This is a genomic window from Tannerella sp. (assembly GCF_052170195.1).
Taxonomy (GTDB): domain Bacteria; phylum Bacteroidota; class Bacteroidia; order Bacteroidales; family Tannerellaceae; genus Tannerella.
Window position 1 is genome coordinate 1 of sequence record NZ_JBQNAZ010000050.1, and the last position, 16,275, is coordinate 16,275.

Annotated in this window: 12 protein-coding genes and 2 pseudogenes; 9 read left to right on the forward strand and 5 right to left on the reverse strand. The window is 49.7% G+C overall.

What is annotated here, in order from left to right:
* Positions 1 to 193: 193 nt before the first annotated feature.
* From dnaG to ACTTKA_RS10685, 7 genes and pseudogenes are all read left to right on the forward strand, one after another.
* Positions 194 to 2,296: a DNA primase gene (gene dnaG, locus ACTTKA_RS10655; protein WP_442725023.1), complete on the forward strand. Its 2,103-nt coding sequence runs from the start codon at positions 194 to 196 to the stop codon at positions 2,294 to 2,296.
* Between the two features lie 5 nt (positions 2,297 to 2,301).
* The gene (locus ACTTKA_RS10660) at positions 2,302 to 3,225 is read left to right on the forward strand and encodes an ABC transporter ATP-binding protein (protein WP_442725024.1); all 924 of its coding nucleotides are present in this window, start codon (positions 2,302 to 2,304) and stop codon (positions 3,223 to 3,225) included.
* Complete coding sequence (locus ACTTKA_RS10665; RefSeq protein WP_442714965.1) at positions 3,222 to 4,508, forward strand: ABC transporter permease; 1,287 nt, start codon at positions 3,222 to 3,224, stop codon at positions 4,506 to 4,508. Before ACTTKA_RS10660 ends, ACTTKA_RS10665 begins: the two co-directional genes overlap by 4 nt.
* 60 nt (positions 4,509 to 4,568) lie before the next feature.
* On the forward strand, positions 4,569 to 5,849 hold the full coding sequence (locus ACTTKA_RS10670) for an O-acetylhomoserine aminocarboxypropyltransferase/cysteine synthase family protein (RefSeq protein WP_442725025.1): 1,281 nt from the start codon (positions 4,569 to 4,571) through the stop codon (positions 5,847 to 5,849).
* Positions 5,850 to 5,925: 76 nt separating this feature from the next.
* Positions 5,926 to 6,684, forward strand: coding sequence for a hypothetical protein (locus ACTTKA_RS10675; RefSeq protein WP_442725026.1), 759 nt, complete (start codon positions 5,926 to 5,928; stop codon positions 6,682 to 6,684).
* A 61-nt stretch (positions 6,685 to 6,745) separates the two neighbouring features.
* Positions 6,746 to 7,072: pseudogene (locus tag ACTTKA_RS10680) on the forward strand (FAD-dependent oxidoreductase); the annotation flags it as partial.
* Positions 7,073 to 7,123: 51 nt separating this feature from the next.
* Positions 7,124 to 7,306: pseudogene (locus ACTTKA_RS10685) on the forward strand (PLP-dependent transferase); the annotation flags it as partial.
* 303 nt (positions 7,307 to 7,609) lie between these two features.
* On the opposite strand, the gene ACTTKA_RS10690 reads toward ACTTKA_RS10685, so the two are convergent.
* The 3 genes from ACTTKA_RS10690 to lpdA all read right to left on the reverse strand — a co-directional run bounded on the left by ACTTKA_RS10690 (position 7,610) and on the right by lpdA (position 10,992).
* A complete protein-coding gene (locus ACTTKA_RS10690) occupies positions 7,610 to 8,203 on the reverse strand; it encodes a YqgE/AlgH family protein (RefSeq protein ID WP_442725027.1) in 594 nt (197 codons plus the stop codon).
* A 114-nt stretch (positions 8,204 to 8,317) separates the two neighbouring features.
* Complete coding sequence (locus ACTTKA_RS10695) at positions 8,318 to 9,631, reverse strand: pyridoxal phosphate-dependent aminotransferase (RefSeq protein WP_442725028.1); 1,314 nt, start codon at positions 9,629 to 9,631, stop codon at positions 8,318 to 8,320.
* Between the two features lie 2 nt (positions 9,632 to 9,633).
* Entirely contained in the window at positions 9,634 to 10,992 is a 1,359-nt protein-coding gene (lpdA, locus tag ACTTKA_RS10700) for a dihydrolipoyl dehydrogenase (protein ID WP_442725029.1), read from the reverse strand.
* Positions 10,993 to 11,300: 308 nt separating this feature from the next.
* Here lpdA and ACTTKA_RS10705 point away from each other — a divergent pair, with 308 nt between their 5' ends.
* Together ACTTKA_RS10705 and ACTTKA_RS10710 are read left to right on the forward strand one after the other, a co-directional pair.
* On the forward strand, positions 11,301 to 12,506 hold the full coding sequence (locus ACTTKA_RS10705; protein WP_442725030.1) for a pyridoxal phosphate-dependent aminotransferase: 1,206 nt from the start codon (positions 11,301 to 11,303) through the stop codon (positions 12,504 to 12,506).
* A 57-nt stretch (positions 12,507 to 12,563) separates the two neighbouring features.
* Entirely contained in the window at positions 12,564 to 13,814 is a 1,251-nt protein-coding gene (locus ACTTKA_RS10710; RefSeq protein ID WP_442725031.1) for an ABC transporter permease, read from the forward strand.
* Between the two features lie 139 nt (positions 13,815 to 13,953).
* On the opposite strand, the gene folD is transcribed toward ACTTKA_RS10710, so the two are convergent.
* Together folD and ffh are read right to left on the reverse strand one after the other, a co-directional pair.
* Complete coding sequence (gene folD, locus ACTTKA_RS10715) at positions 13,954 to 14,862, reverse strand: bifunctional methylenetetrahydrofolate dehydrogenase/methenyltetrahydrofolate cyclohydrolase FolD (protein ID WP_442725032.1); 909 nt, start codon at positions 14,860 to 14,862, stop codon at positions 13,954 to 13,956.
* 12 nt (positions 14,863 to 14,874) lie between these two features.
* Complete coding sequence (ffh, locus tag ACTTKA_RS10720) at positions 14,875 to 16,203, reverse strand: signal recognition particle protein (protein ID WP_442714923.1); 1,329 nt, start codon at positions 16,201 to 16,203, stop codon at positions 14,875 to 14,877.
* Positions 16,204 to 16,275: the final 72 nt, after the last annotated feature.

The following is a 16,275-nucleotide window of genomic DNA, read 5'->3' on the forward strand; positions in this document are numbered from 1 at the left end:
GGCATTGTTAAATTAGTATAGAACTTTGTTTTTTTAGAATTGCACTGCTTTGATTATAAGCGCGTTGGTTTTTTTTAATGTTTTCAAAACTTATAGCAACTTAACAATACCGGCCCGAGACTATCTCAATCGGCAAGAAATAAAATGAATCCAATATTTTTTTTACCTTTGTTTCCTCAAAAAAAAGGAGACGATGATTGATGCGATAACACGGGAGCGGATTTTGGAAGCGGCAAACATTGTGGATGTTGTGTCGGAATTTGTCACGCTGCGCAAGCGCGGGGTGAACTTCGTCGGTTTGTGTCCCTTTCATACCGATAAAACGCCTTCGTTCTACGTCTCGCCGGCCAAGAATATTTGTAAATGCTTTGCGTGCGGCGAGGGCGGATCGCCCGTCTATTTCATCATGAAACATGAGCAACTGAGCTATCAGGATGCGTTGCGTTTTCTGGCCAGAAAGTATCATATCGAGGTGCGGGAACGTGAGTTGACCGACGAGGAAAAGCGTTCGCAGAGCGACCGTGAGAGCATGTTTGTCCTCAACAGTTGGGCGCAGAAACATTTTACTTCGCGGCTGCTCGACCATGAAGAGGGACGTGTTGCAGGACTGTCTTATTTTGTACAGCGCGGGTTTCGCGACGAGACGATCCGCAAATTCCAACTCGGATACAGCCTCGAGAAGCGCGACGACCTCTATCAGTCGGCCATCGGCAAAGGCTATCGCAGGGAATACCTTGAGAAAACCGGCCTTGTTACGTTTTACGACGACGGGGGCGGGAGCGACCGGTTTCGCGGACGCGTGATCTTTCCCATTCATACGCTTAGCGGCAAGGTAGTGGGATTCGGCGGGCGTGTTCTTGATCAGACAAAGAAGACGGCGAAGTATCTCAACTCGCCCGAGAGTGAGATTTATCATAAGAGTAACGAACTGTACGGCCTGTATTTTGCGAAGCAGGCGATTGCAAAGGCCGACAAATGTTTCCTTGTCGAAGGATATACCGACGTGATCTCCATGCATCAGTCGGGCATCGAGAATGTTGTCGCCTCGTCGGGGACGGCGCTCACGCAACGCCAGATTCATCTGATTCACCGGATGACGAACAACATCACGGTGCTCTACGACGGCGACGCGGCCGGTATCAAGGCCGCCATTCGAGGGATCGACCTGCTGCTCGAAGAGGGTATGAACGTGAAAGTGTTGCTGCTGCCCGACGGCGAGGACCCGGATTCGTTCGCGCGTTCGCGCAATGCGTTTGAATTTTCGGTGTATATTCAGGAGCATGAGACGGATTTTATCCGCTTCAAGACGCAACTGCTGCTCGATGAGGCGGGGAATGATCCGCTTAAACGCGCATCCCTGATATCGGATATCTTGCATTCCATCGCGGTGATACCTGATAATATCATCCGTTCCGTTTACCTCAAAGAGTGTAGCCATCTGTTGGAGATCAAAGAGCCGGTGCTGCTGGCCGAACTGAATAAAATACGCGCCCAGCGACGGCGCGCGCCGTCGCTTTATCGTGTGCCGTCTCCGCCTCCGTCTCCGCCCGTCGATCCGTCATCGGCTCGTTCCGCCTCATCGGAAGGGGAAGAGCCGCCGTCGCACGCGCCCGCTTCGGAGGGCGAGCATGCCCCGGAAACGGATTCCGTAAAGCAGTCCGTTGCGCCGACATCACAAAAACGCACGCCTCCTGCGCCTTACCAAGCCATTGAGGAGGCGCTGCTCCGCTACGTCGTCTCGCAAGGCGAGTTGGTGCTGTATGATTATACGGATGAGGCGAGTGGCGAGCGCGTCGTCATCCGTGTAGCCGAATACATCAGCGAAGAATTGCAGAAAGATCACCTTGTTTTTTCTACGCCTCTCTTTTGCAGGATGCTTGAAGAGGCGGTCGATCAGTGTCGTTATCCCGGATTTAAGGCGGAGAGCTATTTCTCGTCTCACCCCGATCCGGCTGTTTCGTATGTGGCTACGAATCTTGCGGGCAGCATCTATCAGATCGGTTTCGGGAACGAAACGCCTGAAGAAACGGCAACGGAACCGACCGAAGAAGAACGCGAAGAAATGAACCGTCGGCAGATGAAAATGCGAGAAAGAGCGATCGTACGCGACCTGTTCGCCCTCAAAGGCGCTCACCTGTTACAGCAGATTGCGGGCATCAATAAAAAAATCAAGGAATTGCAGGCCGAAGGACGCATCGACGAAGCGATCGAGCAGATGAAGGAACAAAAACGGCTGAACGAGATCAAGCTGGCGCTGAGCAAAGAATTGGGAGAACGAATCATACTAAAAATGTAGTTTATATGTATTTTATAGAAGCGGAACATATCGTTAAACAGTATGCGAATCATCGTGCGCTCGACGATGTCAGCATCCGGGTGCCGGAGGGGAAGATCTTCGGGTTGTTAGGTCCGAACGGCGCCGGTAAAACGACACTGATCCGGATCATTAACCGTATCACTGCCCCGGATAGCGGGCTGGTGCGTTTCGACGGAAGGCCTTCGACATACGAGGATATCTATCGGATCGGGTACTTGCCCGAAGAACGCGGACTGTATAAGAAAATGAAGGTGGGCGAGCAGGCCGTTTATTTTGCCCGTCTCAAAGGGTTGAGCAGCCGCGAAGCGAACAGGCGACTGACCGCATGGTTCGAGAAATTCGACATCATGCCGTGGTGGAACCGTAAACTCGAAGAGCTCTCGAAAGGGATGCAGCAGAAGGTGCAGTTTATCATCACAGTCGTGCACGAACCGGCCTTGCTGATCTTCGACGAGCCGTTCAGCGGTTTTGACCCCGTCAATGCCGAACGGCTGAAACAGGAGATGCTGCAACTGAAAGAGGAGGGGAGGACGCTGATTTTCTCGACGCATAACATGCCGTCGGTCGAAGAGATATGCGACGAGATTGCGCTGATCGACCGCTCGCATGTCGTCCTCTCGGGTGATATTCACGAAGTACGCGAGCGTTTCAAGGAGAATATTTTCCGCATAGCCGTTGCCGGCGGGCGGCCCATCGCGTCTGTACCGGGATTGTTCACCGTGCTTTCCGAAAAGATCATGCACGGACATACCGAGGTGCACATCCGGAAGGCCGAAGGCGTCGGTAACTCATCGCTGCTGGCTGCCTTGGCGCAACAGCATGACATACATTCGTTCAACGAGGTGCTACCATCGATGAATGATATTTTTATCCGTACCGTCACACAACACACATCGCAACCGTCATGAATAGCATAGGATTAATTATCAAACGGGAATACATTCGTCGGGTCAGAAAAAAATCGTTCGTCCTGCTGACGCTTCTGACCCCGTTACTGATGATCGCACTGATTTTCGTACCGCTCTGGCTGTCGTCCATCAAGAGCAGTGAAATATTTTATGTGTCTGTCATCGATGATACGGGCAAATATGTGTCGTTGTTTAAAGATATCGACAATTACCGCTTTTTCGACGGAAAAGTATCTGCACCGGCATCGTCTCCGGAGATGAAGGAGGTGTTTGCTACGCTCACGATTACCGACGATCTGTTGGAACATCCTCAGGCAGCCGCTCTTTATTCGCACAAGCAGATACCCGAATCTTTGTCGCGCACCGTGAATGAAACGTTGCGCAAACAAATCGAAAGCGATAAAATCGCGTCGTATCAAATACCGGGGCTGGAAGAAATCATTCGCGAGAGTCAGATACGGTTTCAGGTGCAAACCATCAAGCTGAGTGACGACGGCCGCGAGAGCCAGTCGTCTGTTTCGTTGGCTTATGCCATCGGCATCCTTTTCACAATAACGGTCTATACATTTATTATTATGTACGGTTCGATGGTGCTGCAGGGCGTATCGGAAGAAAAGACAAACCGCATCGTGGAGATCATGGTATCGTCCGTCCGTCCGTTCGATCTTATGATGGGTAAAATCATCGGTATCGGTCTTGTCGGACTGACCCAACTTTTTCTCTGGACAATTCTTACAATGGTCGGTGTCACGTTGATCGGCCTCTTCTTCGGTATAGGAGCCGACGCTGCCGCGGCGATGCAGCAGGGAGGCACGGCTGCTGCCGGCGAGATGGGCGAGTGGATGGCTAAACTGCAATCGTTCAACTTCACCGAAATCTTGCTTTTCTTTGTCATATATTTCTTCGGAGGGTATCTGCTGTATGCCTCGCTCTTTGCGGCCATCGGTTCCGTCATTGATCATCCCGAAGATTCTCAGCAGTTCATGACACCTATCATCATGATCCTTGTCTTCGCTTTGTATGCCGGTATTTACAGCATCGAGAACCCCGACGGCCCGCTGGCTTTTTGGTGCTCCATGATCCCGTTCACATCGCCTGTGGTTATGATGATGCGCATCCCTTATGAGACGCCGCTCTGGCAAATGCTGCTTTCTGTTGCTTTGCTGTTTGCCTCCGCCATCGGTCTGACGTGGCTCTCGGCTAAGATTTATCGTGTCGGTATTCTGATGTACGGAAAGAAACCTAACCTGAAAGAAATTATTCGATGGATATCGTTTAAATAGTCTGATGTGTCTAAAAATTTTCTATCTTTGCCCCTCGAATAACAAACAATAAAAGTAAAGATGAAGAAACAAAAACAAGGTACGGTCTGTGTACAGGGAGGCTGGCAGCCTAAAAACGGTGAACCTCGTGTATTGCCGATCTATCAAAGTACGACATTCAAATATGAAACGAGTGATGAGATGGGCAAACTGTTCGATCTCGAGGCTTCTGGATTTTTTTATACCCGTCTGCAAAATCCGACGAACGAAAGTGTAGCTGCCAAAATCGCTTCGCTTGAAGGCGGTACGGCTGCTATGCTTACTTCGTCCGGACAGGCGGCAGTGTTTTATGCGCTGTTCAATATTTGTGAAACGGGCGGCCATCTTATTTGTACCTCGAAGATTTACGGGGGAACATTCAACCTGCTCGGCGTGACAATGAAAAAGATGGGGGTCGATGTGACATTTATCGATCAGGAGACGACGGACGAAGAGGTTGAAAAGGCGTTCCGTCCGAATACGAAAGCCGTTTTTGGCGAGACGCTGGCTAACCCGGCCGGAGCGGTGCTCGACATCGAGCGATTTGCACGTATAGCACATAGTCACGGAGTACCGTTGGTTGTCGATAATACGCTCGCCACACCGATCAGCTGCCGCCCTATCGAATGGGGAGCAGATATCGTCGTCCACTCGACAACGAAATATATGGACGGTCATGCTACAGCTGTCGGGGGAGCCATCGTCGACAGTGGAAATTTCGACTGGAGCGCTCACAAAGACAAATTTCCCGGCCTGACCACGCCCGATCCTTCGTATCACGGCATTGTTTATACGGAAAAATTCGGAAAAGTAGCTTATCTTGTCAAAGCAACGGTACAGTTGATGCGCGACCTCGGCGCCATTCCCGCGCCGATGAACGCCTTCCTGCTGAACCTCGGCCTCGAGACGCTACACCTGCGCATGCCGCGCCACTGTGCCAACGCGCTGTCCGTGGCCGAATACCTCAGCCAACACCCGAAGGTGGCGTGGGTGCATTACCCCGGCCTGAAGGGCGATAAGTATCACGCGGCGGCGCAGAAGTACCTGCCCAACGGCTCATGCGGCGTGCTGACGTTTGGTCTGAAGGGTGGGCGTGAGGAGGCCATCCGGTTCATGGACGCCTTGCGGATGGTGGCCATCGTCACCCACGTAGCCGACGCACGTTCGTCGGTGCTTCACCCCGCCAGCCACACGCATCGCCAGTTGACCGACGAGCAACTGAAGGCGGCCGGTGTCGCCCCGGATCTGATTCGTTTCTCCGTCGGCATCGAAGACATCGAGGACATCCTGGCCGACGTGGAGCAGGCGCTCCAGCAGGTATGAATCAAGCTATCAGATGCAACCCCTGACTACCACTCATCACATTTAATTATACACCCCTATGAAAAGAGTATTTCTCATGACCCTTGCGGTCCTCGCCACGCTCGTCGTGGCCTCCTCCTGCTCGAAAGAGAACGAGCCTGACACGAACTACCCCCTCGAAGGAGAGTGGGAGTTGTATATGTTCAAAGACAAACATGGGACTACCGGAAACTATGGCTGGTGGGTACCTCCGCGCAAATGTGTGTCCGGCATCTATGCCACCTTCACCGATCGCACGTTTATCTACTACAATGTCTATTCTGCGAACGGCCAGTGCACCAATCGACACGAGTATTGGGACTACACGAAAGTGGGTAACGAACTGCACTTCACCAAGTCGGCTAACGCCACGTGGAAGGGGCAAGCCAATTCGATGAAGGCTACCTACCAGATGAAGAATGGAGAGCTGATCCTCACCTTTAGTTCATCTAAAGATCCGATCATATTTGTGCTTCGCCGCCGCAATGCAGATTACAGCCACCTCGACCCCTTTGTGGGATCGTGGGTAACCACTAAGGTGGTAATCAACGGCACGGAGTACATGACGCGAGAAGGTCAATGCTTGAGAGGAGCGATTACTGTTATGCAAGACCAGTTCACCCTATCGCTGCGCAACGAGAAGTGTCAGCAGGAAGATCTGACACGCCCCTGGGTGAAGCGCAGCGGGCGCTACTACAGCGTCAATCCGAACGGGGATAAGGAGCTGGAAATCGAGTTCTTCAATGGCAACCGCGAACTGAAGCTCTCCGTACCTGAGGCTAAGGCCGTGTTCTATTTCGAGAAAGCGAAACGATAACCGATCCGGGGGCATCTACCTCCCGGATACAACATTCACTATAAACACAGAGAAAATAATCATGACTGATTTAGCAATCATTGGAGGCGGGCCGGCCGGCTATGTGGCTGCCGAGCGCGCCGGAGCGAAAGGATTGAGCGTAACGCTCTTTGAAAAGAATAATCTCGGCGGTGTCTGCCTCAACGAGGGCTGCGTGCCGACTAAGACGCTGCTCTACAGCGCCAAGGTGTACGACTATGCGCGTCACGGCGACAAGTATGGCGTCACGACCGAGGGCGCTGCGTTTGACTACGGTAAGATCGTGGCTCGCAAGAACAAGGTTGTACGGAAACTTGTGGCCGGCATCGGCGCGTCGATGAAGGCACACGGCGTGAATGTCGTCAAGGGCGGACGTGATCATGCGATCCGTTTCATGGATGCTCTTCGGCTCGTATCCATCGTAACCCATGTAGCCGATGCGCGTTCTTGCGTGCTGCATCCTGCCAGCCATACGCATCGTCAGCTTAGCGACGAGCAGTTGGTTGCCGCGGGGGTGGCTCCCGATCTGATACGTTTCTCGGTCGGAATCGAAGATATCGACGATATCCTCGCCGATGTGGAACAAGCACTGGAAAAGGCGTAGCTTCGCTGCTTCGGAAATGTGAAGTAAATCGGGCTTTCAGCCCTTGTAAGCCCTGCGGGCGTTGAATACCCTTCGGGTGTTTACTGCTCCGCGGGCGCTTAGATGTTGATTGGTCTGATTGTTCGTTGGTTGAACGCTAATGGATTGCTGAATCTTCTAAGCCCCGAAAGGGTGTGTTCATTCAGCCCAATGCGAAGCGTTGGGAGAAAAAAATCATTCCCCCGGCACAGAGTGTGAGCTTGACGTAATAATTGTTAATTGTTATCGTAGTACACGCCGAACCGCGTATCGTATAATTTCTCTTCAATTCATTTCTGGGTTTTTGGGGTAGTTGATCCACGTTTCGTACGGGCGACCGAGAAGCTCGACGGAACGCGTCCAGAACGAATCGTCATGCGCGAGCATCAGACTGCGGTCGGATGAATGGCTGACTAACCATGAATCACGTACGATTTCACCATCTAATTGGTTTTTAGTCCAACCGGAATAACCTAAAAAGAATTTTATACGCTCGTTGAAAGGGTTACCACTAAGCATGTAACGCTTTAACGCTTCGAAATCACCGTCAAAATATAGATTTTCTTCAATCTGCACGCTGTCCGGAATAACCGGGCCGAGCGAATGGATAAAAAATAATCGATTCGAACTGACAGGCCCGCCAAGATAAATAGGGATAACCGGAGATTTCTTCAGCTCCGGAAAGAAATCATTTACAATCAATCCGGTCGGTTTATTTACAACAAAACCCATCGAACCGTTATGATTATGTTCGACTAATAATACTACGGATCGTTGAAAATAAGCGTCTTGCAAGAATGGTTCAGAAATCAGAATTTTTCCCTTTTCCGGTTGCAAGTCGTTATGTTTGATTTTGAAGATGTCTTTATATTGAGCCATTGTTACAATTACGAATAATCCTCAATTTCGGCCGGCAATATAATATGTATTTTTAAGAAGAACAAGAAAAAAAGAGATTTTTATTGTTAAAAAAGTACAATATTCTGCACGTTATTACGCCGTATGATTTTCATCGAATATTTTTAACCGCTCTTCAAGTAACTCATATTGATGTGGCTTGATAAAGGAGGTACATGCTCGTACCCCTTCCTGCCGACTTCCCGTAGTTGTGAGCGAAATAGCGCTGATACCGTAACAAATTAACTCTTCCATCAGTTGACTTCCGGTCATGCCCGGATAACCGATCGTAAAATAGAATCCATCAGCGACCGGCTCGTCCAGATCATGATCGTAAACGATTTTGAAACCGTAACGGGTGAAAATCCGTTTAAGTTTGGCTGCCCGTCGTCCGTACTCTTTGACTTCGTTGACAAAGTCGAACGTTCCGTCCGATGCGGCTTTCAACATTGCGGCGAGCGCGTATTGCGCCGAGTGGCTGGTTCCCGAAGAAAGCGCGTAGAGCACGCGATGGATATAGACCGTTCCGAATGTTCCGCTCCCGTACCGTTGGGTCAGTCCCTCATAAGTCCGATGATATAGTTTGTCGGAGATTGCCGCTACTCCAATGCGCTGTCCTGCGTAACTGAACGCTTTCGATCCGGAGATTTGCAGGATGTAATGGTCGGTATAGCGAGCGACACTGGGCTGGAAAGGTGGTTGGAACGGTGTGCCGAGGTCTTTGCGGAAATCCATGGCAAAATAGGCAAGGTCTTCGATGACAATCACATCGTATTTCGTTGCTATTTGGCCGATCGTTTTCAGTTCGTTATCCGTCAGACAGAACCATGCCGGGTTGTTCGGGTTTGAATAGACGAGAGCAGCAATATTTCCTTGCGACAAGTATTTTTCCAAGATTTCTGCGAGTTTCTCTCCCCGATGTTCGTAAACATCGAATGAGGCATACCGATAGCCCATGACTGCGATCTGCTGTTTTTGAACGGGGAAGCCCGGATCGATAAACAGAATCGTGTCTTTTGCAGGGTTGCACTGTCCGCACGTAAGGAAAGAGGCGAACGTGCCCTGCATGGAGCCGGTCACCGGTACGCATCCTTCGGGAGAGAGATCGATATCGATAAAAGCTTTGATAAAGCGAGAGGCTTCCTCTTTGAGCGCTTTCAGTCCGTTGATATCGGGGTAGATAGCGGCAATGCCTTTTTGTAAGGCTTCGATTTCGGCGTCCGTGCCGACTTGTGCCGGCCGTAATCCCGGAACACCCATCTCCATGTGAATAAATTCGATGCCGGTTTCCTGCTCCAGTTGGTTGGAGATGGCTACCACTTCACGGATGGTCGCCTTACCGAAATCCTGTAATTGATAACGGTCAATCACACGTCGTGCGGTATCGTAGTTTATCGGTGTATTTTTCATGGTTACTTTATTGTAAATAATGTTTCTTTAAATATCTCCGATACGGTGGGGTGGGGGAATACGACTTTTTGAAGTGCCTCAACCGTCATTCCCTGCTCGATGGCCATGCATGCACCATGAATCATTTCACTGCAAGGATTGCCCAGTAGATGAACGCCCAGTATCTTCCGCTGAGGGCTGAAAAGCACTTTGCAAAGTCCGTTCGCTCCTTCATTTTCTGCCACAAAACGGCCGGAATAAGTCATCGGAAGCTTGACAACCCCGTACTCGATGCCTTTATGTCGGGCTTGTTCTTCGGTCAGACCGACCGTCGCGACCTCAGGATTGGTGTAAACGATGCCGGGAATGGCGTGATAACGCATTTCGTCTTCCAGTCCGGTGAGGTTGTTGACCACCACTTCGCCTTCGCGACTGGCTGTGTGGGCCAACATCGAAAATCCTGTGATATCGCCGGCTGCGTAGACATTCGGTACGTTTGTCCGCATCTTGGCATCGACTTTGACAGCTCCGCGCTCTGTTTCTACGCCTAACGTCTCCAGTCCGAACCCTGTCGTGACAGCCCGTCGGCCGACGCTCATCAGAATCTTCTCTCCTGTAACGAAGCCCTGCGCACCTTCGGAATCCATAAAAATCACTTCGTTGTCTTTGATCTCTGTTACCTTGCACGAGAGGTGGAAGCGAATACCTTTTTTCGTATAGATGTCACGCAACATCGCACTGATCTCACTGTCTAATCCGCCCAGTATCTCGGGTAGCATCTCGATAACCGTAACCTCAGAACCGAGACTGTTGTACAGGCTTGCAAACTCCATGCCGATCACACCGCCTCCGATGATGACGAGCGAAGAGGGTTGCTCTTTCATAGCCAGAATCTCGCGGTTTGTTACGACGCGGTCTCCGGCTTCTTCGACTCCGGGGATAGGGGGGATAAAAGCCTCCGAGCCGGTGCACAGCAACAAATTTTTAGTTTGAAACGTTTCGTCGTTGCAATGAATCTCAATGGCTTCTTCCGTGCGTCCCTTGATGTGTGCTTCTCCTTTTACGACCTGTATGTTGTGCGCTTTCATCGTGGAATTGATGCCGGCCACCAGTTTACGTACCGTTTTGTTCTTGCGGGCAATGATTTTGCCGAAGTCGAATGTCGCATCCGGGGCATAGACGCCGTACTTGTCACCGTGCTTGGCATAATCGTACACCTTTGCACTGTAGAGTAATGTCTTTGTCGGAATGCATCCTTCGTTCAGACAGACACCACCTAAATCTTTCTTTTCGAACAATGTTACGTCAAGTCCTCTCGCAGCTGCGCGTTCTGCGGCCACATATCCGGCCGGTCCGCCCCCGATAATCGCTAAATCTATCATGTTTTTACTGTTTTATTTTTTTTATTGTTAACATGCAAACGTACGTAAAAAAAACGACTTCCTGTATGGAATGCGTTAAAAAATCGGTGATATCGGGATAATTTCGCAACCGATTTGTATAAGTTTGTTCGAGAATTAATGCGGGGTGGGGAGTATTTTCATAAGGATAAGTTCGTGAATCAATCGAACGTTATGCTTGAAAAATGTTTATTACCGATAGCATGCTCCGGTTTTGATTTTTATGGACTGATAGATAAAAATCTCGGCTTTTTTATCTATGTTTGCATCGAACTTTTAAAAGAAAAGAAATGCCGGTAATATCACAACGTGGGATTAATATGCCCAAATCGCCGATACGGAAATTAGTTCCGTTAGCCAATGAAGCGAAAGCGAGAGGAATCAAAGTCTATCATCTCAACATCGGGCAGCCGGATATTCGAACGCCGGAAGTAGGACTTGATGCCATGCGTCATATCAATCGTGAGGTCTTGGAATACAGTCCGAGCGAAGGGTTACTCAGTTTTCGTAAAAAAATGGTGACCTATTATCACCGTTTCGGCATCATGGTCGATACGGATGATATTATCGTTACGGCGGGAGCATCGGAGGCTGTGAATTTTGCTTTTCTGGCTTGCCTGAATCCGGGCGATGAGTTGCTGATCCCCGAACCGGCGTATGCGAATTACATGGCGTTTGCCATATCGTGCGGCGTTGTGGTGAAGGCTGTACCTTCGTCGATTGAAGATGGGTTTGCCTTGCCGTCGATCGATAAGTTCGAAGATATGATCACACCTCGCACAAAAGCGGTTATGATCTGTAACCCGAACAATCCGACGGGGTATCTTTATACGGCAGAAGAGATGCGTCGTTTGAGCGAACTTGTTCGAAAATATAATATATTTCTTTTTGCGGACGAAGTATATCGTGAGTTTTGCTATACGGATGCACCTTATGTATCGTCTTTCCACCTTGAAGGACTTGAGCAACATGTGGTCATGCTTGATTCGGTGTCGAAGCGTTACAGCGAATGCGGTATTCGTGTCGGCGTCTTGGTTACGAAGAATGCGCAAGTGAAGAAGAGCGTGATGAAATGGTGTCAGGCACGTCTCAGTCCGCCGCTTCTCGGACAAATCGTTGCCGAAGCCTCTATCGATACGCCTGAGGAATATATGCGTGCCGTTTATGACGAATATTTGCAGCGGCGTAACTTTCTTGTCGAGGGTTTGAACCGTATACCGGGCTGTTATTCACCTCTTCCGATGGGGGCATTTTATACGGTGGCCAAACTTCCGATCGACGATGCCGACACGTTTTGCGCATGGTGTCTGAGCGATTTCGCTTATGAAAAACAGACAGTGATGATGGCTCCGGCTTCGGGCTTTTATGTGACACCCGGCTATGGACGAAACGAAGTGCGTATTGCCTATGTCTTAAAAAAAGAAGAACTGGCTAAGGCGCTTGATGTTTTGGCCCGTGCGTTGGATACGTACCGCCAAATATGGCGTGCAGTATAGGTTATTAAGAACGGAATGAAGATATACAAAAAAGGGAATATATCGTTGGCGTGAGGGATGAATTTTGAACTGTTTATTGCTCGACGCATTCATTTCTCGAAAGAAAGAGGTGACAGCAGACGAGTCACCCCGCCGGCTGTGCGTATTGCTGTAGCCGGTATTGCATTGGGTGTGGCTATGATGATCCTCTCGGTGGCGATCGTGGTAGGGTTCAAGCAGGAGGTGCGTAATAAAATGGTCGGTTTCGGATCGCATATCCGGGTTTCCAACTTCGACAGCAATTCGTCGTATGAAACGGCGCCGATTTTTGTCGGTGACAGTTTGAAGTCTCTCCTGAGCACTCTGTCGGGTATCCGCCATGTTGAGACATTCGCTACCAAACCGGGTATCCTTAAGACTGAAACGGATTTTCAAGGAGTCGTTCTCAAGGGCGTTGATGTGGAATATGACTGGACATTTTTCAGGAAGCATCTGAAGGAAGGAGAGCTCTTCAGTATTGATACGGGAAAGGTGACGAACGATGTGCTGATCTCACAACAACTGGCCGATATGCTTCGCCTGCGTTGCGGCGACTCGTTTCATGCCTACTTCGTGCAGGACGAGGTGAGGGCGCGTAAATTCCGTATCTGTGGCATCTACGATACCGGTTTTACGGATTACGATAAACTGTTTGTCTTGACTGATATCAAGCATATCCGTCGCCTGAACGGATGGGAGGCTGACGCTGTCAGTGGACTGGAACTGCAGGTCGATGATTACGACGATCTTGATGAGGTGGCTGCTGCTGTCGATGATCGGCTACTCAATCGTCGTGACCGTAAAGGGAATATTTTTTATGTTCGTTCTATCAAAGAACTGAATCCGATGATATTCAGCTGGCTTGATGTGCTTGACCTGAATGTTGCGGTGATCCTTGTATTGATGATGGCCGTATCGGGATTTACGATGATTTCGGGGCTGCTGATCATCATCCTTGAACGTACCAACATGATCGGCATTCTGAAAGCGCTCGGTCAGCAAGACCGCAGCCTGCGACGTGTTTTTCTGTATATCTCGGCTTTTCTGATCGGCAAAGGGATGCTCTGGGGAAATATCATCGGGTTGGCGCTGTGTTGGATACAATCTTTTTTCCGACCGCTGTCTCTCGATCCCTCCGTCTATTACCTTGATGCCGTTCCGATTCATCTGACACCGGGCTCATGGTTGTTGATTAATCTCGGAGCATCCGTCGTTTCACTCTTGATGATGCTTGCTCCTTCGTACCTGATCACCAAGATCAGTCCGGCTAAGACGATCCGCTTCGAATAGCGAGGCAGGCTCGTATTTCTTTTTTTTCAAAAACGGCCTGCCTCTTTCTCTTTCAGATGTCTGCCTTATGTGTTCCTGAAGGCAGAATCTTTGTAATACTCTGTCTCAAGACAGTTTTTTTAGTCGATGAACGAAAAGACTATTTCTCTGCTGAAGAGAAAAGCGATTTTGTGCTTGCCAACAGGGTGTTGCGCATGAGCGAAATGATTGTCATCGGGCCTACTCCACCGGGAACAGGCGTAATATAGCTGCACTTCGGAGCTACTTCGTTAAAGGCCACATCGCCCATCAGGCGGTAACCGCTCTTGGTGACACTGCTCGGCACACGCGTGGTACCGACATCAATCACAACGGCTCCATCCTTGACCATATCTCCTTTCAGAAATTCGGGAACGCCCAATGCGGCAATGATGATATCGGCACTCAGACACATCTCCTTCAGATTTTCAGAACGACTGTGGCAGACCGTCACCGTGCAATCGCCCGGATAGTCTTTCTGCATCATCAGCGTAGCCATCGGTTTGCCTACAATGTTACTGCGCCCCAGAATCACGCAATGCTTCCCTTTGGTCGGGATTTTGTAGTGTCGCAGCAACTCGACAATTCCCGCAGGGGTAGCAGACTTGAAACAAGGCAGTCCAAGAGCCATCCGTCCGACATTGATCGGGTGGAAGCCATCCACATCCTTCCGGTAGTCAATTGCTTCGATCACCTTATGACTTGAAATGTGTTTCGGTAACGGGAGCTGTACGATAAAACCGTCCACATCATCATCTTCGTTCAGCTGTTGTACTTTACGGAGTAATTCTTCTTCGGTTATATCGGCTTGGCAACGAATCAGGGTCGACCGGAATCCGATAGTTTCGCAACTTTTTACTTTGTTCATCACATACGTCTCGCTCCCCCCGTCGTGGCCGACTAATATGGCTGCAAGATGTGGAATTTTCCCTCCCGCCTGTTTGATGTTTGCTACTTCGGCAGCTAATTCTTTTTTGGCCTGGGCTGCCACGGCCTTGCCATCGATTAATTGATAAACCTGTTCTTCCATGACTTTTTATTTTTATCTGCGAAAAGGTGAACGCATCATCCGGCTGCCCGGCTTGACGGTCGTAATCATTCGCATCATCTTACGTGTTTCGTCAAATTGTTTGATCAGCTTGTTTACATCCTGTACCGACGTGCCGCTACCGGCAGCGATACGCTGTCTGCGCGAACCGTTCAGAATAGAAGGATTCGTTCGCTCTTGCGGAGTCATTGAATAGATAATGGCTTCAATGCCTTTGAATGCATTCTCATCGACGTCAATATTTTTTAGCGCCTTACCCACACCCGGAATCATGGAAGCCAAATCCTTCAGATTACCCATTTTCTTGATTTGCTGGATTTGTCCGAGGAAATCATTGAAGTCGAACTGATTCTTGGCAAGTTTCTTTTGGATTCGGCGTGCTTCCGCTTCGTCGTATTGTTCCTGTGCACGCTCAACGAGCGAGACGACGTCACCCATACCGAGAATTCGGTCGGCCATTCGTTCGGGGTGAAACACATCAAGTGCGTCCATTTTTTCGCCGGTACCGATAAACTTAATCGGCTTATCAACTACAGTGCGTATTGAAAGCGCTGCACCACCGCGTGTATCCCCGTCAAGTTTGGTAAGCACCACACCCGAAAAGTTCAGTCGATCATTAAACTCTTTGGCCGTATTCACGGCATCCTGTCCGGTCATCGAGTCGACAACAAACAATATCTCATTCGGCTGGATAGCCTTTTTGATTGTTGCGATCTCTTCCATCATCTGCTCGTCAATTGCCAAACGACCGGCCGTATCGATAATGACTAAGTCGCGCCCCGTTTTCTTCGCTTCGAGAATGGCGTGAAGCGCAATGTCGACTGGGTTTTTATTTTCCCGTTCCGAATATACCGGCACACCGATCTGCTCACCCAAAACATGCAGCTGGTCAATAGCCGCAGGACGATATACGTCGCAAGCTACCAGCAAAGGATTTTTTCCTTTCTTGCTCTTCAACATGTTGGCCAGCTTACCCGAGAAAGTCGTTTTTCCCGAACCTTGCAGACCGGCCATCAGCACGACGGAAGGTGATCCTGTCAGATTAAATTCGGCTGCCGCACCTCCCATTAAGGCCGCCAGTTCATCATGTACGATTTTAACCATCAATTGGCCGGGTTTCAACGAAGTGAGCACATCTTGCCCCATCGCCTTTGCTTTTACCGTATCGGTAAACTGCTTGGCCACTTTATAATTGACATCGGCATCCAACAAGGCCCGACGCACGTCTTTCAGCGTTTCCGCCACATTTAACTCGGAAATTTTACCCTCGCCTTTCAACAGTTTAAACGAGCGTTCTAACCGGTCACTTAAATTTTCAAACATAGCTCTGATTTTTGCTCGCAAATTTAGATAAAATCTCCGAGATTTTACACCGGCAGGATAAAAAGACAAGGC

Bases quoted from the DNA above. Each gene is read 5' to 3' on its own strand.
- ACTTKA_RS10675 (WP_442725026.1), top strand. From the start codon at position 5,926: ATGACCCTTGCGGTCCTCGCCACGCTCGTCGTGGCCTCCTCCTGCTCG.
- lpdA (WP_442725029.1), bottom strand. From the start codon at position 10,992: ATGATAGATTTAGCGATTATCGGGGGCGGACCGGCCGGATATGTGGCC.
- ACTTKA_RS10705 (WP_442725030.1), top strand. From the start codon at position 11,301: ATGCCGGTAATATCACAACGTGGGATTAATATGCCCAAATCGCCGATA.
- ACTTKA_RS10660 (WP_442725024.1), top strand. From the start codon at position 2,302: ATGTATTTTATAGAAGCGGAACATATCGTTAAACAGTATGCGAATCAT.
- folD (WP_442725032.1), bottom strand. From the start codon at position 14,862: ATGGAAGAACAGGTTTATCAATTAATCGATGGCAAGGCCGTGGCAGCC.
- ACTTKA_RS10665 (WP_442714965.1), top strand. From the start codon at position 3,222: ATGAATAGCATAGGATTAATTATCAAACGGGAATACATTCGTCGGGTC.
- ACTTKA_RS10690 (WP_442725027.1), bottom strand. From the start codon at position 8,203: ATGGCTCAATATAAAGACATCTTCAAAATCAAACATAACGACTTGCAA.
- dnaG (WP_442725023.1), top strand. From the start codon at position 194: ATGATTGATGCGATAACACGGGAGCGGATTTTGGAAGCGGCAAACATT.
- ACTTKA_RS10695 (WP_442725028.1), bottom strand. From the start codon at position 9,631: ATGAAAAATACACCGATAAACTACGATACCGCACGACGTGTGATTGAC.
- ACTTKA_RS10670 (WP_442725025.1), top strand. From the start codon at position 4,569: ATGAAGAAACAAAAACAAGGTACGGTCTGTGTACAGGGAGGCTGGCAG.
- ACTTKA_RS10710 (WP_442725031.1), top strand. From the start codon at position 12,564: ATGAATTTTGAACTGTTTATTGCTCGACGCATTCATTTCTCGAAAGAA.
- ffh (WP_442714923.1), bottom strand. From the start codon at position 16,203: ATGTTTGAAAATTTAAGTGACCGGTTAGAACGCTCGTTTAAACTGTTG.